Source organism: Ruegeria sp. BG3 (assembly GCF_056538485.1).
This window is the reverse complement of record NZ_JBQFTE010000002.1, coordinates 1-15895: the sequence shown is the minus strand read 5'-3', so window position 1 is coordinate 15895 and position 15895 is coordinate 1. Positions and strand designations below refer to the sequence as shown.

The 15895-nt window shown below is 59.4% G+C and carries 16 protein-coding genes; 11 read left to right on the top strand and 5 right to left on the bottom strand.

Going from position 1 to position 15895, the window contains the following annotated elements; all coding sequences use genetic code 11:
* Positions 1 to 68: 68 nt before the first annotated feature.
* Positions 69 to 1613 carry a trimethylamine methyltransferase family protein gene (locus ACR0AI_RS03720; protein WP_480671679.1) on the top strand — a complete coding sequence of 515 codons (1545 nt, stop codon included), beginning with the start codon at positions 69 to 71 and terminating at the stop codon, positions 1611 to 1613.
* Here ACR0AI_RS03720 and ACR0AI_RS03715 read toward each other — a convergent pair whose 3' ends face one another.
* Positions 1614 to 1913: a DUF6477 family protein gene (locus tag ACR0AI_RS03715; RefSeq protein ID WP_480671677.1), complete on the bottom strand. Its 300-nt coding sequence runs from the start codon at positions 1911 to 1913 to the stop codon at positions 1614 to 1616. It abuts the gene before it with no gap.
* 241 nt (positions 1914 to 2154) lie between these two features.
* On the opposite strand from ACR0AI_RS03715, the gene ACR0AI_RS03710 reads away from it, so the two are divergent.
* Positions 2155 to 3237 (top strand): DUF6456 domain-containing protein, encoded by a 1083-nt coding sequence (locus ACR0AI_RS03710; RefSeq protein ID WP_480672367.1) that lies wholly within the window; start codon positions 2155 to 2157, stop codon positions 3235 to 3237.
* 47 nt (positions 3238 to 3284) lie between these two features.
* Positions 3285 to 4208, top strand: coding sequence for a LysR substrate-binding domain-containing protein (locus tag ACR0AI_RS03705; RefSeq protein WP_480671675.1), 924 nt, complete (start codon positions 3285 to 3287; stop codon positions 4206 to 4208).
* Between the two features lie 47 nt (positions 4209 to 4255).
* On the opposite strand, the gene ACR0AI_RS03700 is transcribed toward ACR0AI_RS03705, so the two are convergent.
* Positions 4256 to 4804 (bottom strand): redoxin family protein, encoded by a 549-nt coding sequence (locus ACR0AI_RS03700; protein WP_480671673.1) that lies wholly within the window; start codon positions 4802 to 4804, stop codon positions 4256 to 4258.
* A 262-nt stretch (positions 4805 to 5066) separates the two neighbouring features.
* On the opposite strand from ACR0AI_RS03700, the gene lipA reads away from it, so the two are divergent.
* Positions 5067 to 6017 carry a lipoyl synthase gene (lipA, locus tag ACR0AI_RS03695; RefSeq protein ID WP_170551141.1) on the top strand — a complete coding sequence of 317 codons (951 nt, stop codon included), beginning with the start codon at positions 5067 to 5069 and terminating at the stop codon, positions 6015 to 6017.
* Positions 6014 to 7156 carry an amidohydrolase gene (locus ACR0AI_RS03690; protein ID WP_480671671.1) on the top strand — a complete coding sequence of 381 codons (1143 nt, stop codon included), beginning with the start codon at positions 6014 to 6016 and terminating at the stop codon, positions 7154 to 7156. Before lipA ends, ACR0AI_RS03690 begins: the two co-directional genes overlap by 4 nt.
* Before the next feature lie 8 nt (positions 7157 to 7164).
* On the opposite strand, the gene hpt is transcribed toward ACR0AI_RS03690, so the two are convergent.
* The gene (hpt, locus tag ACR0AI_RS03685; RefSeq protein WP_170376813.1) at positions 7165 to 7701 is read right to left on the bottom strand and encodes a hypoxanthine phosphoribosyltransferase; all 537 of its coding nucleotides are present in this window, start codon (positions 7699 to 7701) and stop codon (positions 7165 to 7167) included.
* 73 nt (positions 7702 to 7774) lie between these two features.
* On the opposite strand from hpt, the gene ACR0AI_RS03680 reads away from it, so the two are divergent.
* Both ACR0AI_RS03680 and ACR0AI_RS03675 read left to right on the top strand, forming a co-directional pair.
* Positions 7775 to 8221 carry a type II toxin-antitoxin system RatA family toxin gene (locus ACR0AI_RS03680; protein ID WP_170376815.1) on the top strand — a complete coding sequence of 149 codons (447 nt, stop codon included), beginning with the start codon at positions 7775 to 7777 and terminating at the stop codon, positions 8219 to 8221.
* Positions 8222 to 8259: 38 nt separating this feature from the next.
* Positions 8260 to 9555 (top strand): MmgE/PrpD family protein, encoded by a 1296-nt coding sequence (locus tag ACR0AI_RS03675; protein WP_480671669.1) that lies wholly within the window; start codon positions 8260 to 8262, stop codon positions 9553 to 9555.
* On the opposite strand, the gene pyrC is transcribed toward ACR0AI_RS03675, so the two are convergent.
* Entirely contained in the window at positions 9552 to 10589 is a 1038-nt protein-coding gene (pyrC, locus tag ACR0AI_RS03670) for a dihydroorotase (RefSeq protein ID WP_480671667.1), read from the bottom strand. The genes ACR0AI_RS03675 and pyrC overlap by 4 nt on opposite strands.
* Positions 10590 to 10724: 135 nt before the next feature.
* On the opposite strand from pyrC, the gene ACR0AI_RS03665 reads away from it, so the two are divergent.
* Both ACR0AI_RS03665 and ACR0AI_RS03660 read left to right on the top strand, forming a co-directional pair.
* Entirely contained in the window at positions 10725 to 11633 is a 909-nt protein-coding gene (locus tag ACR0AI_RS03665) for an AAA family ATPase (protein WP_170483861.1), read from the top strand.
* Between the two features lie 58 nt (positions 11634 to 11691).
* Entirely contained in the window at positions 11692 to 12951 is a 1260-nt protein-coding gene (locus ACR0AI_RS03660; protein ID WP_170483863.1) for a vWA domain-containing protein, read from the top strand.
* 3 nt (positions 12952 to 12954) lie between these two features.
* Here ACR0AI_RS03660 and ACR0AI_RS03655 read toward each other — a convergent pair whose 3' ends face one another.
* Positions 12955 to 13455 carry a hypothetical protein gene (locus tag ACR0AI_RS03655; RefSeq protein WP_170376825.1) on the bottom strand — a complete coding sequence of 167 codons (501 nt, stop codon included), beginning with the start codon at positions 13453 to 13455 and terminating at the stop codon, positions 12955 to 12957.
* Positions 13456 to 13680: 225 nt separating this feature from the next.
* Between ACR0AI_RS03655 and ACR0AI_RS03650 the strand changes: the two genes are divergently transcribed.
* A complete protein-coding gene (locus ACR0AI_RS03650) occupies positions 13681 to 14649 on the top strand; it encodes an XdhC family protein (RefSeq protein WP_480671664.1) in 969 nt (322 codons plus the stop codon).
* Entirely contained in the window at positions 14646 to 15647 is a 1002-nt protein-coding gene (locus ACR0AI_RS03645) for a molybdopterin-binding protein (RefSeq protein ID WP_480539834.1), read from the top strand. The genes ACR0AI_RS03650 and ACR0AI_RS03645 overlap by 4 nt, the downstream gene beginning before the upstream one ends.
* The last annotated feature ends 248 nt before the right edge of the window (positions 15648 to 15895 follow it).

Here is a 15895-nt window from a genome sequence, read left to right as displayed (position 1 = left end):
CAACAGATGAGGGTGTTGTCGGGGTAGAGAGGGTCCCAATCAAGACATCCAGAGTATGGTGAGGGAAAATGGCTGAAGCATCAGCACGTCGTCGAGGTCGCGGTGGTGGCGGAGCCGCCCGCCGGGCAGAACGCACTGCGGTTCGGATCGACACCGCAAAGTACATTGAGCGGAACATTCCGAACTTTGAGGTCCTCAACGAAGAAGCGTTGGAGATCATCGAGTACAACGCGGAAACGATTCTGGAAGAGGTTGGCGTCAACTTTGTCGACAATCCCGCCGCGCTGGAGCGTTGGCGCAATGCAGGTGCAGATGTTGATGGTGAACGCGTGCGCATCCCGCGTGGTCTGGCGCGTCAGCTGATCAAAACAGCCCCAAGCCAGTTCACTCAGCACGCCCGCAACCCTGAGAAATCGGTGGTGATCGGTGGCCGTAACCTGGTTCTGGCGCCTGTCTATGGCCCTCCGTTTGTGCGTGATGCGCAGGGTGGTCGTCGCTATGCGACCATGGATGACTTCAACAAGTTCGTGAAGCTGGCCTACATGTCCAAGTGGCTGCACCACTCGGGCGGTACCGTTTGCGAACCGACCGATATTCCGGTGAACAAACGCCACCTCGATATGCTGATGGCCCATATGAGCCTGTCGGACAAACCCTTCATGGGTTCCGTAACCGATCCCAGCCGCGCGCAGGATTCGGTTGAGATGTGCGAGATTCTGTTCGGTAAGGATTTCGTTCAGAACAACACCGTGATGACCTCACTGACCAACATCAACTCGCCGATGACCTTCGACGATGTGATGATGGGGTCGCTAGAGGTTTATGCGAAGAACAATCAGGCTTGCATCGTCTCGCCTTTCATCGTCGGTGGTGCGATGGCGCCGGTGTCGGTTGCAGGGACGCTGACGCAGGTTCTGGCCGAGGTTCTGGCGGGCATCGCCTATAGCCAAATCATCCGTCCGGGTGCACCCGTGATCTTTGGTGCGTTCGTGACTTCGATCGACATGAACTCGGGCGCGCCGACCTTTGGTACACCCGAGGCCGCGCATATCACCTATGGTGCAGGCCAGCTGGCACGTCGTCTGAACTTGCCTTACCGCTCTGCGGGGTCGTTCTGTGGTTCTAAACTGCCGGATGCGCAGGCGGCTTACGAGACCGCGAACTCGCTGAATATGGGTCTGATGTCGGGCGTGAACTTCATGCTGCACTCGTGCGGCTGGCTCGAAGGCGGTCTGGTTGCGGACTTTGAAAAGTTCGTCATGGACGCCGATCAACTGGGTGTTCTGCACGGTCTGGCCAAAGGCGTAGCCTACGACGAGAACGCACAGGCGATGGGTGCAATCCGCGAAGTTGGGCCGGGCGGTCACTATCTTGGCTGCGAGCACACGCAGGCCAACTTCAAGGAAGCCTTCTGGAAAACTGAGGTGCTGGATTACAAACCGTTCGAGACCTGGCAGGACGAAGGTTCGCGCGATACGCGTCAGCTGGCCTCGGCCCGGGTCGAGCATCTGCTGGCCAACTACCAGCAGCCGCAGATGGACCCGGCCACCAAAGAGGCGCTCGAGGCTTATATTGCCGACAAGAAAGCCTCGATGCCGGACGCGTTTACCTGATCACTCGAACTGTGCGGCGCGGCTGGCTTGGTACAGCTGCGCCTCACCCAAAAGCGCAATCAGAAGATCAAGATGCCGGACCAGAGAATAGGCGGCATCCTCTTCTTTTCGCTGCGTATTCTGTTCTCTCTCCATATCCATAAGCCGCATCAGAGCGGCCCCATTTCCGGGCAGTCGACCATAGCCCAGGATGCGTTGAAGATGCCGATCACGGTTGTAATCCTGCGCCCCGAATTTTGCAGCACGCGCCAATAGACGGGGGCGGCGCAGGGTCGTGATCATGGTCATCAGGTCTTGCATTTCAGGTGCCTCTTGTTCGGGGAATTGACGCCCTGTTTGTCACACAACCTAAGCGGGTGTTGCGCCCTTACGGGTCGCCCCGAACGATGGTTTCACGACTGTTTATCTTTTTGAATCAAATCTGGTTGCTGCGCTTCGGGGTTAACGAACGAGTAACGAAACCACCTCTAGTTAGATTTGGTTAACTTTAATTTCGGGGGGCAAAAGTGGCAGTCTGTTTTGTCGACGAGGGCAAATGAATATGGAAAACAACGTGGCATTCTCTATTCCGGCATGGGTTCCTGAGGGGGCACAGCGCTACCTTGCGCACACGGAAACCGGTCAGTCGATCCGGGATATCGCAAGATCGGCCGGGTGCCATGCCTCGACCATTCTCAGACAAATCCGCCGGGTCGAAATGCGCCGCGATGATCCTTTGGTCGATGCAGCCCTGCAATCGCTGGCCGAGACGCATTTCTCGGTCTCGGAGCGGACGCGCCGTTTTGACGTCAGCGGACAGGACGATCAAGAGGACGGCTCATTCGAGGGTGAAGCGCTGCGTGTGCTGCGGCGCTTGTGTGAGACCGGATCGGTTCTGGCGGTGGCCGAGGATATGGATAAGGCCGTGGTCGTGCGTGACACCGGTGAGGCCGGGACCACAAGGACGGCCGTTGTTGATTGCAAGATCGCACAGGCGCTTGCCTTGCAAGACTGGATTTCCTGCGACAATCCGGGCCGTATTTCCCGGTACCGGATCTCAACTTCCGGGCGCGCGGCGCTTAACCGGTTGGTGGCTGAGGCGGAAAACAAAGCCCGGTCGCGCAATGAATTTGGCATGGCCGAGGCACAGGCGGCGTTTCAGCCGAAGTCTAATGGAGACGCTCCGGAACGCACACGACGTATGCGCTATAGTGCTGCGGAAAGCCCGTTGATCGCTTTGGCGCGGCGGCGGGACCGGGACGGCAAACCCTTTCTCGATGAAACGCTTGTCCGCGCCGGGGAACGTTTGCGCGAAGACTTTGAACTTGCGCAGATCGGTCCGCAAGTTGCGCAGAACTGGGATCGCTTTCTGACCGGGGGCGGGCGCGGCAGTTTCGACAGTGAATCTCACGGTGGGCGAGGGGCCTCCGAAGCAAAGGACCGTGTGGTGCGCGCGTTGTCGGACCTTGGTCCAGGGCTGAGCGACGTCGCGCTACGCTGTTGTTGCTATCTTGAGGGGCTGGAGTTGGCCGAAAAACGCATGGGCTGGTCCGCGCGCTCAGGCAAGATCGTTCTGCGCATTGCTTTGCAGCGCCTGAAACGACACTATGAGGAACTTTCTGGGCAAGATCGCATGATTGGCTAGGTATAAGTCTCTATTGTGGTTTCGGCCCTTGGTGATAATCAGAGGCTATGAATTTCACACTCAAACAGTTGCAGTACTTTCAAGCCGTGGCCGAGCAGCGCAATTTTGGCCGCGCCGCGCAGGTCTGCAACGTGTCGCAACCTGCGCTGTCCGTTCAGATCAAGTCTCTTGAGGAAACGCTGGGTGGTGTTCTGTTCGAGCGTCAGGCGCGGGACATCCTGCTTACGCCGCTGGGGCGAGACGTTCTGGAGCATGCGCGTCTGGTACTGGGGGCAGCAGTACGGTTGGACCAGTTCACGCGGGATCATTCTGGCGGCCATCGGTCGTTGTCGATCGGGATCATCCCGACAATTGCTCCGTATCTTCTGCCCGGCGTTCTGGCTGGTCTACGCGCCGCAGATGTTTCGCTGCGTGTGCAGATCCGCGAGGCGAGGACCGAACGGTTGCTATCATTGCTCCGCGAAGGTGAGATCGACGCTGCAGTTCTGGCCCTGCCGGCGGGCGGCTCGGAATTCCGCGAAACGCCGTTGTTCCAGGATCACTTCCTGCTGGCAGGCAGCGCCGCTCGGCTGCAACGTGTGAAAACCAGCCCTGAGATGCTGCGCCCTCTGGATTTGCAATCGGCGCAGTTGATGTTGTTGGAGGATGGCCATTGCCTGACGGATCAAGCACTTGAGGTCTGCGGGCAGGACCGGGGCAGTGGGCAGATCAACATGGGGGCCTCTTCGCTTGCGACGCTTTCCCGGCTGGTTGCCGAGGGGTTCGGCCTGACCCTGATGCCCGAACTGGCCGCGAAATCGGAATCAGAGGCGGTTCCAGGCATGAAGCTATTGCGTTTCGGCGCCCCGCAACCGGCGCGCATGGTGGGGCTTGTTCGGCGTGCATCAACAACAGACGACGGATGGGTGGATCGTTTGGCTCAGGTGATACGGGATGTGGGGGAACAGATCGTATCGGCCACGCGGATATGAAAAGGCCCGCCAGAAGCGGGCCTGTATTCAGCGCTTAAGCAAGAGATTTACGCCAACGCGGGCTCGGCGGCGGCTTCCAGATGCTGGATCAGAGTCTCGGGCGAGGACACGCCATAGGGGTCTTCGGGGCAGTTATCCATCAGGCCGGGCTCTTCGAACCAGGCTTCGACAACGCCGTCATTGATGATGGCCGCATAGCGCCACGAGCGCATGCCAAAGCCCAGATTGTCCTTGTCGACCAGCATGCCCATCTTGCGGGTGAACTCACCCGAACCATCAGGGATGACCTTGACGTTTTTCAGGCCTTGATCCTGTGCCCATTTGTTCATGACAAAACTGTCATTGACGGACATGCAGTAGATCTCGTCGATACACTTGGCGGTGAAATCGGCGTAACCGTTTTCAAATCCGGGCAGCTGGTAGGTCGAACATGTGGGGGTGAAAGCGCCGGGCAGCGAGAACAGGATCACCCGTTTGCCAGCGAAATAGTCGGCGGTAGTCTTGTCTTCCCAGCGGAACGGGTTGGGGCCTTCGACGGCCTCGTCGCGGACGCGCGTGTGGAAGGTCACATCGGGCAATTTTGCTCCGGTCTTCATGTTCAAGTTCCTGTGATTCAGTTGTGACTTTCTGGCGATTTAAATCAGTTCTAAATTGCCTGCAATCCATGAAATGCTGCATCTGCAAGATAGGTTTGATTGGCTTGTCTATTGATTTTTCGTGCGAAAAATATAGTTTAAGGCTAAACTAATTTGGCGCTCGCGAGATACGTGCATAGCGGCTATGCGTCGCTGGTGTAACAGGCGTGAGTGTTTTATGTTATGGGTACACAAAGTTGACCCAAAGTTAGGAAAACTGCCCGTGCGCGATCTGAAAATCCCAGAACAACGTCACCCCGAAAAGGCGCATCGCCCGGACAACGCCCAGCCTAAGAAGCCGAAATGGATCAGGGTTAAGGCGCCCGGCGGCAAGGGTTATGCCGAGACGCATAAGATCATGCGTGAAAACAATCTGGTGACGGTGTGCGAAGAGGCCGGATGCCCCAACGTGGGCGAGTGCTGGAGCCAGGGTCACGCTACCATGATGATCATGGGTGAGATTTGTACCCGTGGCTGTACCTTCTGCAACATCGCCACGGGACGTCCGGACTCGCTGGACGCGTTTGAGCCGGGTCGTGTAGCGCATGCGGTGCAAAAATTAGGTCTGAACCACGTCGTGATCACCTCGGTTGACCGGGACGATTTGAAAGACGGCGGAGCGGATCATTTCGCGCAGACTATTCGCGCCGTCCGTCACCGCTCGCCGAAGACAACGATCGAGATTCTGACGCCGGACTTCCTGAAATGTGAACCCGAAGTGCTTGAGACCGTGGTCGAGGCCAAGCCGGATGTGTTCAACCACAACCTCGAAACCGTACCGGGCCTTTATCCTGAGGTTCGCCCCGGCGCGCGGTATTTCCACTCACTGCGCCTGTTGCAGCGGGTGAAGGAACTGGACCCGTCGATCTTCACCAAATCCGGCATCATGGTCGGTCTGGGTGAGGACAAGCAGCAGGTCGGTCAGGTCATGGATGACATGCGCGCCGCTGACATAGATTTCCTGACCATTGGTCAGTATTTGCAACCGACGCCCAAGCACCATGCGGTGGACCGTTTCGTGACGCCTGAGGAGTTCGCCTCCTATGAAAAAGCCGCCTATGGCAAGGGTTTCCTGATGGTCTCGGCGACACCGCTTACGCGCTCGTCCTACCACGCAGGGGATGATTTCGCGCGTTTGCGTGCGGCACGGCAGGCGAAGCTGGGGCAAGCGTGACGCCTGATAGATTGGCGCAGCTGACAGCGCTGCGCCACAGTTTGCATCAACATCCCGAACTTTCTGGGCAAGAACGTGAAACCGCCAAGCGTATGGCTGATGAGCTGCGTCGCGCAGGGGCGGATTCCGTGCTGACCGACCTCGGCGGGCACGGAGTTGCGGCGGTCTTCGACAGCGGCACAACCGGTCCCACCGTCGCCATTCGGTGCGAGCTGGATGGGTTGCCGATCAAGGAACTCTGTGAGCTGCCGTATGTCTCGACCGTGCCGGGTAAAGGGCATCTGTGCGGGCATGACGGCCATATGTCGATGGTTCTCGGTGTGGCACTTACGTTGCAGGGACGGCGCCCCGCGCACGGACGGGTGGTTCTGATTTTCCAACCTGCTGAAGAAACCGGGCAGGGGGCCAGGGCGTTCCGCGACGATCCTGCGTTCGCTAAGCTTGCGCCGGATTACGTGTTTTCTCTCCATAACTTGCCGGGACTGGAACTCGGCGAGGTTGAGCTGTGCCAGGGGCCAACAAACTGCGCCTCTCGCGGTATGCGGATTGCATTGACCGGAAAGACCTCTCATGCCGCCGCGCCGCAGGATGGGGTTTCTCCGGCGGGCGCTTTGTCTGTATTGATCCCGGAACTCACCCGGCTCGGCACGGCAGGCGCGCTGAACGCCGACTACGCGCTGACCACGATCACCCATGCCAGCCTCGGAGAGCGGACCTTTGGTGTCGCCCCCGGTCAGGCCGAGCTTTGGGTGACATTGCGCACCGTGTCTGACGACCGGATGGCAAAGCTCATTGCCGATGCTGAAGCCTTGGTTCAGCAGGTCGCCAAGTCCGAGAACCTTAGCGCCGAGATCACCTATGAGGATGTCTTCGAGGCCTGCACCAACGACGCTGAAGCGGTGACTGTGCTGGCCGAGGCCTGTGCGGATCAAGCCGTTCCATGCAAGCTGAGCGACGAGCCGCAAAGGTTCTCGGAAGATTTCGGTCAGTTCGGTAAAAGCGCAAAATCGGCGATGTTCTGGTTGGGAGCAGGGCAAGACCACCCCCAGCTTCACAATCCTGACTATGATTTCCCAGACGCGCTAATTCCAGTTGGCACAGGTGTCTTTTTGGCGGCGATCCGACAGATGCTGGGCTGAGGCCGTGTTCAGGTAAACCGAACCTTGCCGATGAACGGCAAGTTGCGATTGCGCTGCGCGTAGTCGATTCCGTAGCCCACAACGAACTCGTCAGGGATTTCGAACCCGATCCAATCCGAACGAAAATCAACCTCGCGCCTGCTGGGCTTGTCCAACAGGGCAATGGACTTCAGCCGTTTCGGCTTACGACTGCGCAGCAGGTTGGTGACGTGGTTCAGCGTGTGGCCCGTATCGACGATATCTTCGACGACCAGCACGTCGCGACCTTCAATCGCTCCGCGCAAGTCCTTGAGAATTCGCACTTCCCGGCTGCTCTCCATCGCGTCGCCGTAAGAGGAGGCCTCAAGGAAATCCACCTCGATCGGCAGGTCCAACTCACGGACCAGATCAGCGATGAACACGAAAGAGCCACGCAGCAGGCCAACGACGACCAGCTTGTCGGTATTGCCGAATTCTTCGGTAATCTCGCGGCAAAGCTCTTCGATTCTGGCTGCAATTGCCTTGGCCGAGATCATCTCATCTATCACATAAGCGCGGTCAGTCATCGCAGCCCCCTTGATCTTTGGCGCGCAACATACGACATGACGCGCCATTGTCACCTTCTAATGCCGGATTGCCATGCCTATCCACTCGGAAACGCGCCACCTGCCTTATACGGCTCAGCAGATGTATGATCTGGTTGCTGATGTGGCGAGCTATCCCAAGTTCTTGCCCTGGTGCGCCGCCGCACGTATCCGCAAGACCTATGCGGCTGGCGAGGCCGAGGTGATGGAGGCGGACCTGGTGATCTCGTTCAAGGTGTTCCGCGAACGGTTTGGCAGCCGGGTGACCTTGTTTGCGGGTCAAAAGAAGATCGACACTGAATATCTGGACGGCCCGTTCAAATACATGAAATCAGACTGGCAGTTTGAAGACGCTCCTGAAGGAGGGTGCAACGTCTCCTTCCACGTGGATTTCGAGTTCAAGAACGCCATTCTGCAAGGGATCATTGGTGTTGTCTTCAACGAGGCCATGCAGCGCATCGTGCGCGCATTCGAGGCGCGCGCCGCCGAGCTTTACAGCTAAGGCTTTACCAACGACCGGCGCGCGCTAGACTGCGCGCCATGTCTGGATTCACCTCAACGCTTGCGAGTTTTGCCGCCAGCCCCGTCAACACAACCGCGCAGGCGCGGGCCATTACGTCTCTGTCCGTTCTCGACTGGATCGCCGTGGGTCGTGCCGGTGTGTCCGAGCCGGTGTCGGTTGCCGTCCGGGACATGGTGCAGGAGGAGGGCGGCGCAGCGCAGGCCCATCTGTTCGGCGGCGGGGCAGCACCGCTGCGCGCGGCCGCACTGGTCAATGGAACGGTGTCCCACGCGCTGGACTATGACGACACCCATTTCGCCCATATCGGCCATCCGTCGGTTGCCATCCTGCCTGCGGCCTTGGCGGTTTCGGAATGGGATGACCGTATCCTTGTTGATCTGTTGGAGGCGGCCTTGATCGGGATGGAGGTTTCGATCCGGATCGGTTTGTGGCTCGGCCGAGATCACTATCAGGCCGGGTTTCACCAAACGGCGACTGCGGGGGCCTTTGGGGCGGCGGTTGCAGCGGGTCGGGTTCTTGGGTTTGATGCGAACCAGATGCAGCAAGTTCTGGGCCTGACATCCACGCGCTCGGCCGGCCTGAAAGCTCAGTTCGGCACCATGGGCAAACCCTACAATGCAGGATTGGCCGCATCAGCCGGGGTCGAGGCCGCGTTGCTGATCAAACGGGGCTTTGAGCCCAATGCGAGTGCGCTAGAGGGCCAGTACGGCTTTGGCGCCACCCATCAGGGCGCGGCGGATGCGTCGACGGCGTTGGACGGGTTGGGGGAGGAATGGCTGTTCGAATCGGTCAGCCACAAGTTCCACGCCTGCTGCCACGGTTTACACGCCGCGCTTGAGGCTGCTCTACGTCTTGATATTGCCGAACCCGAAGTGGCTGAAATCAAGGTCAAAACCCATCCACGCTGGATGAGTGTCTGCAACCAGATGTCTCCGACCACAGGGCTGGGGGCGAAGTTTTCCTATCGCACGGTGATCGCTATGCAGGCGCTCGGCTACGACACCGCTTTGCCAAGCAGTTACACCGAAAAGGTCTGCGCTGATCCTCGCATTCGCTCTTTTCGAGACCGCATCACGGTCGAGGCGGATGAAACCCTCACCGAGACCCAGGCCCATCTGGAGCTGCTGCGGCGCGACGGCGTGCGACGCGAGGTCACGCATGATCTGATGGCCCCGATTTCTCTGGCGGATCGGGAAGACCGCGTCCGGGCCAAAGCGTCGAAACTCATTGGGGGGGACGAGGCAGACGCGATCTGGTCGATGCTGCGCACCGGAGGTCGCGCCCGCGATCTGGCTGCAAAACTGGCGGGTTAAACCACGCGCCAGTGCAGGGGGAAGCCGGGGTCGAATACGGTGACGGGGCCGTCGCCACTTTCGATCTTCGACGGGTATTCGACCGGGTCACCCTTGGTCAGCGTGATCGAACTTTCGTTCACCGGCAGGCCATAGAAGGCCGGACCATTCAACGACACGAATCCTTCCAGCTTGTCCATGGCACCTTCGCGGTCGAACATCTCGGCCACCAAGGACATAGTGTTGGTCGCCGTGAAACAACCCGCGCAACCACAGGCCATTTCCTTGTTGTCATCCGTGTGCGGCGCGCTGTCAGTGCCCAGGAAATAACGCGGATCACCCGAGGTCGCGGCCTTCAGCAACTCCAACCGGTGCTCTTCACGTTTGGCGACGGGCAGGCAGTAGTAATGCGGTTTGATCCCACCGACCAGAATGTGGTTGCGGTTGATGATCAGGTGATGTGCCGTGATCGTCGCGCCCAGATCGGTGTCATTGGCTTTGACATACTGAACACCGTCACGGGTCGTAATATGCTCCATCACAACGCGCAGGCCGGGTGTCGCCTTGCGGATCGGATCAAGAATGCGGTCGATGAACACGGCCTCGCGGTCGAAAATGTCGATCTCGGAATCGGTGACCTCGCCATGAACGCACAGGGGCAGACCGATCTCGGCCATTTTCTCCAGCACCGGACGCACATTGTCGAAATCCCGTACGCCCGAATGCGAATTGGTCGTCGCACCTGCCGGGTAGAGCTTGACCGCCTTAACCAACCCGCTTGCATGCGCAGCGGTAAGGTCTTCTGGATCCGTATCTTCGGTCAGATACAGGGTCATCAGCGGCTCGAACGTCATCCCTTCGGGCAGCGCAGCCATGATACGCTCGCGATAGGCGGCGGCGTGCGCGCCGGTCACCACCGGGGGTACCAGATTTGGCATGATGATCGCACGGCCAAAATGGCGGGCGGTTTCGGGCAGGACGGCCTGCAACATCGCGCCATCGCGCAGGTGCAGATGCCAGTCGTCGGGGCGGCGGATCGTGATGCTATCGGTCATGCGCTCCCGCTAGCACAGAGGCCGCCGTCGGAAAAGCCCTTGTCAACTCGTGCGAACGTCGTAGCTCGGAAACGGGTGATGGCCTTGACGCACAGGCGCGGCCATGACCTTTTGTGGCAAGGGAGAATTCAGCACATGACACAGCCAGATTCCATAGATGCGGTTCAAACAATGCTGAGCGCACAGGGCTACGTTTGCGGCCGTGCGCTGGCAACGGTCGTCTTCCTGTCGCTGAAACTCGGCCGGCCGCTGTTTCTGGAAGGCGAGGCCGGCGTCGGCAAGACCGAGATCGCCAAGGCACTGGCCGCAGGCCTTGGTCGCCGCCTGATCCGCCTGCAATGCTACGAAGGGCTGGACGCATCCTCTGCCGTCTATGAATGGAACTTTCCTGCGCAGATGGTCGCGATCCGAACCGCCGAAGCTGCGGGCGGCGCAGACCGTTCTGCCCTGCAGACCGAGCTGTTCTCGGATGACTATCTCGTCGAACGCCCATTGCTACAAGCCATGAGGCCCGATGAAAACGGCGCGCCAGTGCTGCTGATTGACGAGCTTGACCGCACCGATGAACCCTTCGAGGCCTTCCTGCTGGAAGCGCTTAGCGATTTTCAGGTCACAATCCCGGAACTCGGCACCGTCAAAGCCCCCGAACCGCCGGTTGTGATCGTCACCTCAAACCGCACGCGCGAGGTACATGATGCCCTCAAACGCCGCTGCCTTTACCACTGGGTCGACTACCCGGATTTCGACCGGGAGATTGAAATCCTGAACGCTCGCGCGCCCGAAGCGGCCCAATCGCTTAGCCGCGAGGTCGTGGCCTTCGTGCAGCGTCTGCGCACCGAAGACCTGTTCAAGAAACCCGGCGTGGCTGAAACCATCGACTGGGCCAAATGCCTGCTGGCGCTCGACGTGATCAACCTCAGCCCCGAAGTGATCGGAGACACCCTCGGCGCAATCCTGAAATATCAAGACGACATCCAGAAGCTGCAAGGGTCCGAGGCCAAACGCATTCTTGACGAAGCCAAGGCCGATTTAGAACCGGCCTGATGCTTCTTCTGTTTGAAAATACCTCGGGGGTATGGGGGCAGAGCCCCCATGAGCGCTGATGGCCGAACAGATCCCGCTCGACATTCCTGAAAACCCGAAGCTGGCGCAGAACATCACTCACTTTGCCCGCGCCCTCCGTAAGGCCGGGTTGCCCATCGGTACCGGTCGCGTGGTGGATGCCATCCGGGCGGTTGAGGCCGCAGGCTTCACCGAAAAGCAGGATTTTTACTGGACCCTGCACGCCTGTTTCGTGAACCGACCCGAGCATCGCACCGTCTTCGCGCAGGTCTTTCGCCTTTATTGGCGCGACCCAAGGTATCTAGAACACATGATGTCCATGATGCTGCCCGCCATTCGTGGGGTGCAGGAAGAACGCAAAGCCGACGCAGGTGAAAAACGCGCGGCTGAGGCCTTGCTTGACGGGGTTGAACGCGATCAGCCTGAAACCTCCGAGGAGCAGGAGGGCGAGACCGAGCTTGAGATCGACGCCTCGCAAACCGCCTCGTCCGAGGAACGTCTGCGCAGTCTGGATTTCGAACAGATGAGTACCGATGAGATCGCTCAGGCCAAGCGCCTCCTGTCGCGCCTCAGCCTGCCGGTGAAACCGATCGAAAGCCGCCGCAGCCAGGCCAGCCATATCGGCCACCGGATCGACCGGGCGAGAACCCTGCGCGCCGCCATGCGTCAGGGCGGAGAGTTGCACGATATCGCGAAACAAAAACCCCGGCCGCGCTGGCCCAATCTGGTCGTTCTCTGCGATATCTCCGGCTCGATGAGCCAATATAGCCGCCTGATCCTGCATTTTCTGCACACGGTCTCGAACGCCAAGGGGGCCGGCTGGGCCAAGGTCCATGCCTTCACCTTCGGCACCCAACTGACCAATATCACCCGTCACCTGCACCAGCGCGATGTGGATGCCGCCCTAGCAGCCGCCGGGGCCGAGGCGCAGGATTGGGAAGGGGGCACAAGGATCGGAGATTGCCTGCACGCCTTCAACCGGGACTGGTCGCGGCGCGTCATGGGGCAGGGTGCGGTGGTTCTGCTGATCTCGGACGGGCTGGATCGCGGCGCGCCCGAGGCCCTGGCGAAAGAAACCGAGCGCCTGCATCTTTCGGCCCGGCGTCTGATCTGGCTGAACCCGCTGCTGCGTTGGGATGGGTTCGCCCCCAAAGCGCAGGGTGTGGCCGCCATGCTGCCCCATGTCGACAGCTTCCGCGCAGGCCATTCGATTGCGTCACTCGAAGACCTCGCCACGGTCATTTCTGCTCAGGACGACGTCGGAGAGAAAGCGCGGCTCATGTCCGCGCTTTCCGGCTAAGACTTAACCCAGCTGCTTTTCGTTGCACTCACGGGCCATCTCCATGGCCTTGTAAGTTCCGGTTAGATCAACGGTGAACGCAAATTCCTTTTCGGGGAAGACGATCATGACCTGCTTCTTGGCCAGATCATCCGCAAATTGTGGGTCGTCGGATAAGACATAGCCTCCGGAATAACCCTTGGTGATGTTGCCCTTCATGCCCGTGGCTTCACCCACATACAGATTATCACCCAGCAGGATTGCCACGGCTTCTTTTTCACCGCGTTTGATATTGGTTTCTGCCTTGGTGAAAACGCCAACGTAGCCCACACCGCGATCCTCGGTCAGGCCCATCTGAACAACATTTTCCGCGTCATCCACGGCCTCAATCAGACAGGATTTCTTTTCATTGTCGATGAAGACTTTCCAGCCTTCAACTTCACCGTAGCGTTCGAATGTATCAGCCCATGCAGCGGTCGAGGCCAACAGGCCGAGCGCCGTTCCCAGTGTAAGAATGCGTTTCAACTCTTCGTCTCCGTTGAGAAATTTATTGAGAGCGCCCAATCCAAATTCAGGCACGGTTTCAACTTAAGACGTGGGGTATTCGCAATCAATCCTTTGAGAGTGTGAATATCAAATCGGCCTTTTACTGCTCACATAATGGCGAATTGACCGGCGTCTCCGACTAACGTTCGCTTTTCATTGGTCCAAGGCTGCCTATGTTGGTTTGCAACAAGCCAGGAGGATTCGATGGATCGATTCGACAGCAGCCCGGAACGCGCTTTGGAATGGCATCGCAGTGGTCGCGGTGCCGCGCTGGCCACTGTTGTCGAAACCTGGGGCAGCGCACCGCGCCGTGTGGGGTCTCAGCTGGTGATTGGTGGGGATGGGCGGATTGAAGGGTCGGTCTCGGGCGGTTGCGTCGAAGGCGCCGTAATCGTCGAAGCCATTGAAGCAATTGACGAGGGTGAGGCGCGCCTGCTTGAATTCGGTGTCAGCGACGAAGACGCATTTGCCGTCGGTCTGGCCTGCGGCGGCACGATCCGGGTTTTGGTCGAGCCGGTCGGCTCTGTCCTGCCTGAACCGATGCTGGCCGAGCTGGTCGCCGCCCGTGCGCGCCGCGAACCGCTGGCCTATGAAGTGAATACAGACAGCGGACACAGGGCCTTGCGCCGCAATGCTTATGCGGATCGGTTGCGCATGGACCGGTCCGGGTTCGAGGAAGACGGCAAGACCTTCGTCGCCGTTCACAACCCGCCTTTGCGGTTGATCATCGTCGGTGCGGTTCACATCGCGCAGGCCTTGGTGCCGATGGCGCGGATTACGGGTTACGACTCGGCCATCATCGACCCGCGTGAGGCATTTGCCTCAGACAGCCGCTTCCCCGGAGAGACTTTGTTGACCGATTGGCCGGATGAAGCAGTCGCCAAGCTGGGTCTGGATCAGCGCACGGCCATTGTCCTGTTGACCCACGATCCAAAGCTGGATGATCCGGCCCTGCAGGCCGCGTTGGATGCGGATGTGTTCTACATTGGCGCCCTCGGGTCGACCCGCACCCATGCCAAAAGGGTTGAGCGGATGACTGAGGCGGGGTTCACCCAAGCTCAGATCGCGCGCATTCATGGGCCGATTGGCCTTGATATCGGCGCGGCAGGCCCCTCCGAAATTGCCGTGGCCATTCTGGCTCAGATGACCGCCGTTCTGCGAGGTAAGGCATGAAATTCGGCCCTGTGCCCGTGACCGAAGCCGCCGGAGCTATTCTTGCGCATTCCGTCAAAGTCTCGGATCAAAAGCTGCGCAAAGGGCTCATGCTAACTGCCGAGCATGTCTCGCAATTGTCTAGCGCGGAGTTTGACGAGGTCATCGTCGCCCGTCTGGAGCCGGGCGATTGTCATGAGGACGAGGCCGCCGAGATGTTGGCCCGCGCTCTGGTCCCTGACCCCTCCGGCGCCAATTTGCGTCTGACCGAGGCGTTCACCGGTCGCGTGAACCTTCTGGCCGAGGGGCCCGGCGTGGTGGTGCTGGATGTGGCGGCGCTCGAGCAGTTCAACCGCGTCAATCCGATGATCACCGTCGCAACGGTACCGCAGCATCAGCAGATGACAGCGGGCGGTATGGTTGCCACGATCAAGGTGATCTCCTACGCCGTTCCCAAAGCCGATGTTGAACGCGCGGCGGGTTTGGCGCAGGCCTCGGTGCGCCTTGTCGCGCCGGTCTATCGCAGCGCGGGATTGATCGTAACGGACATCGCCGGAGGGCCGCCAAATGAGAAGGGAATCGCGGCCATGCGCGGGCGTGTCGAAGCTCTGGGCATGGACCTGTGCGATGTGCAGATCGTCCCGCATAAAACCGATCAACTTGCATCGGCCATTGATCGTGCCGAAGGCGATGTGCTGATGATCCTGACGGCCTCGGCCACGTCGGATGTGAACGACGTGGCCCCGTCCGCCGTGCGCGCCGCGGGTGGGGATGTTGACCGGTTCGGCATGCCGGTCGATCCGGGCAATTTGCTGTTTCTGGGGGCGCTGAACACACGCCCTGTGATCGGCCTGCCAGGATGCGCGCGCTCTCCGGCGTTGAATGGCGCCGATTGGGTTTTGTCGCGGGTCGCCTGCGGGGTTGAGACCACTGGTGCTGATATTGCTGCGATGGGTGTGGGCGGTCTGCTCAAGGAAATCCCGACCCGGCCGCAACCTCGCGCGCAACGGAAGAAATAGTTCAGAGGCCCACAGGTGGCGCCGATGAGTTTATGGCATCGGCCTTTTGCGTCCCTCTGGTGTCAAAAAGCGACAAATTCCTGTTCTCAAGTCAGACCTCCCGTGTTTAACTCGCCCCAAGCGAATGAGCTAAAGAAGGGGAGGTCTTATGCCAAATATATCGCTGACTGTGAATGGCATGTCTGTGAGCGGTGAAGTTGAGGGTCGGACGTTATTGTCTGGTTTTTTGCGGGATCATTTGTCTTTGA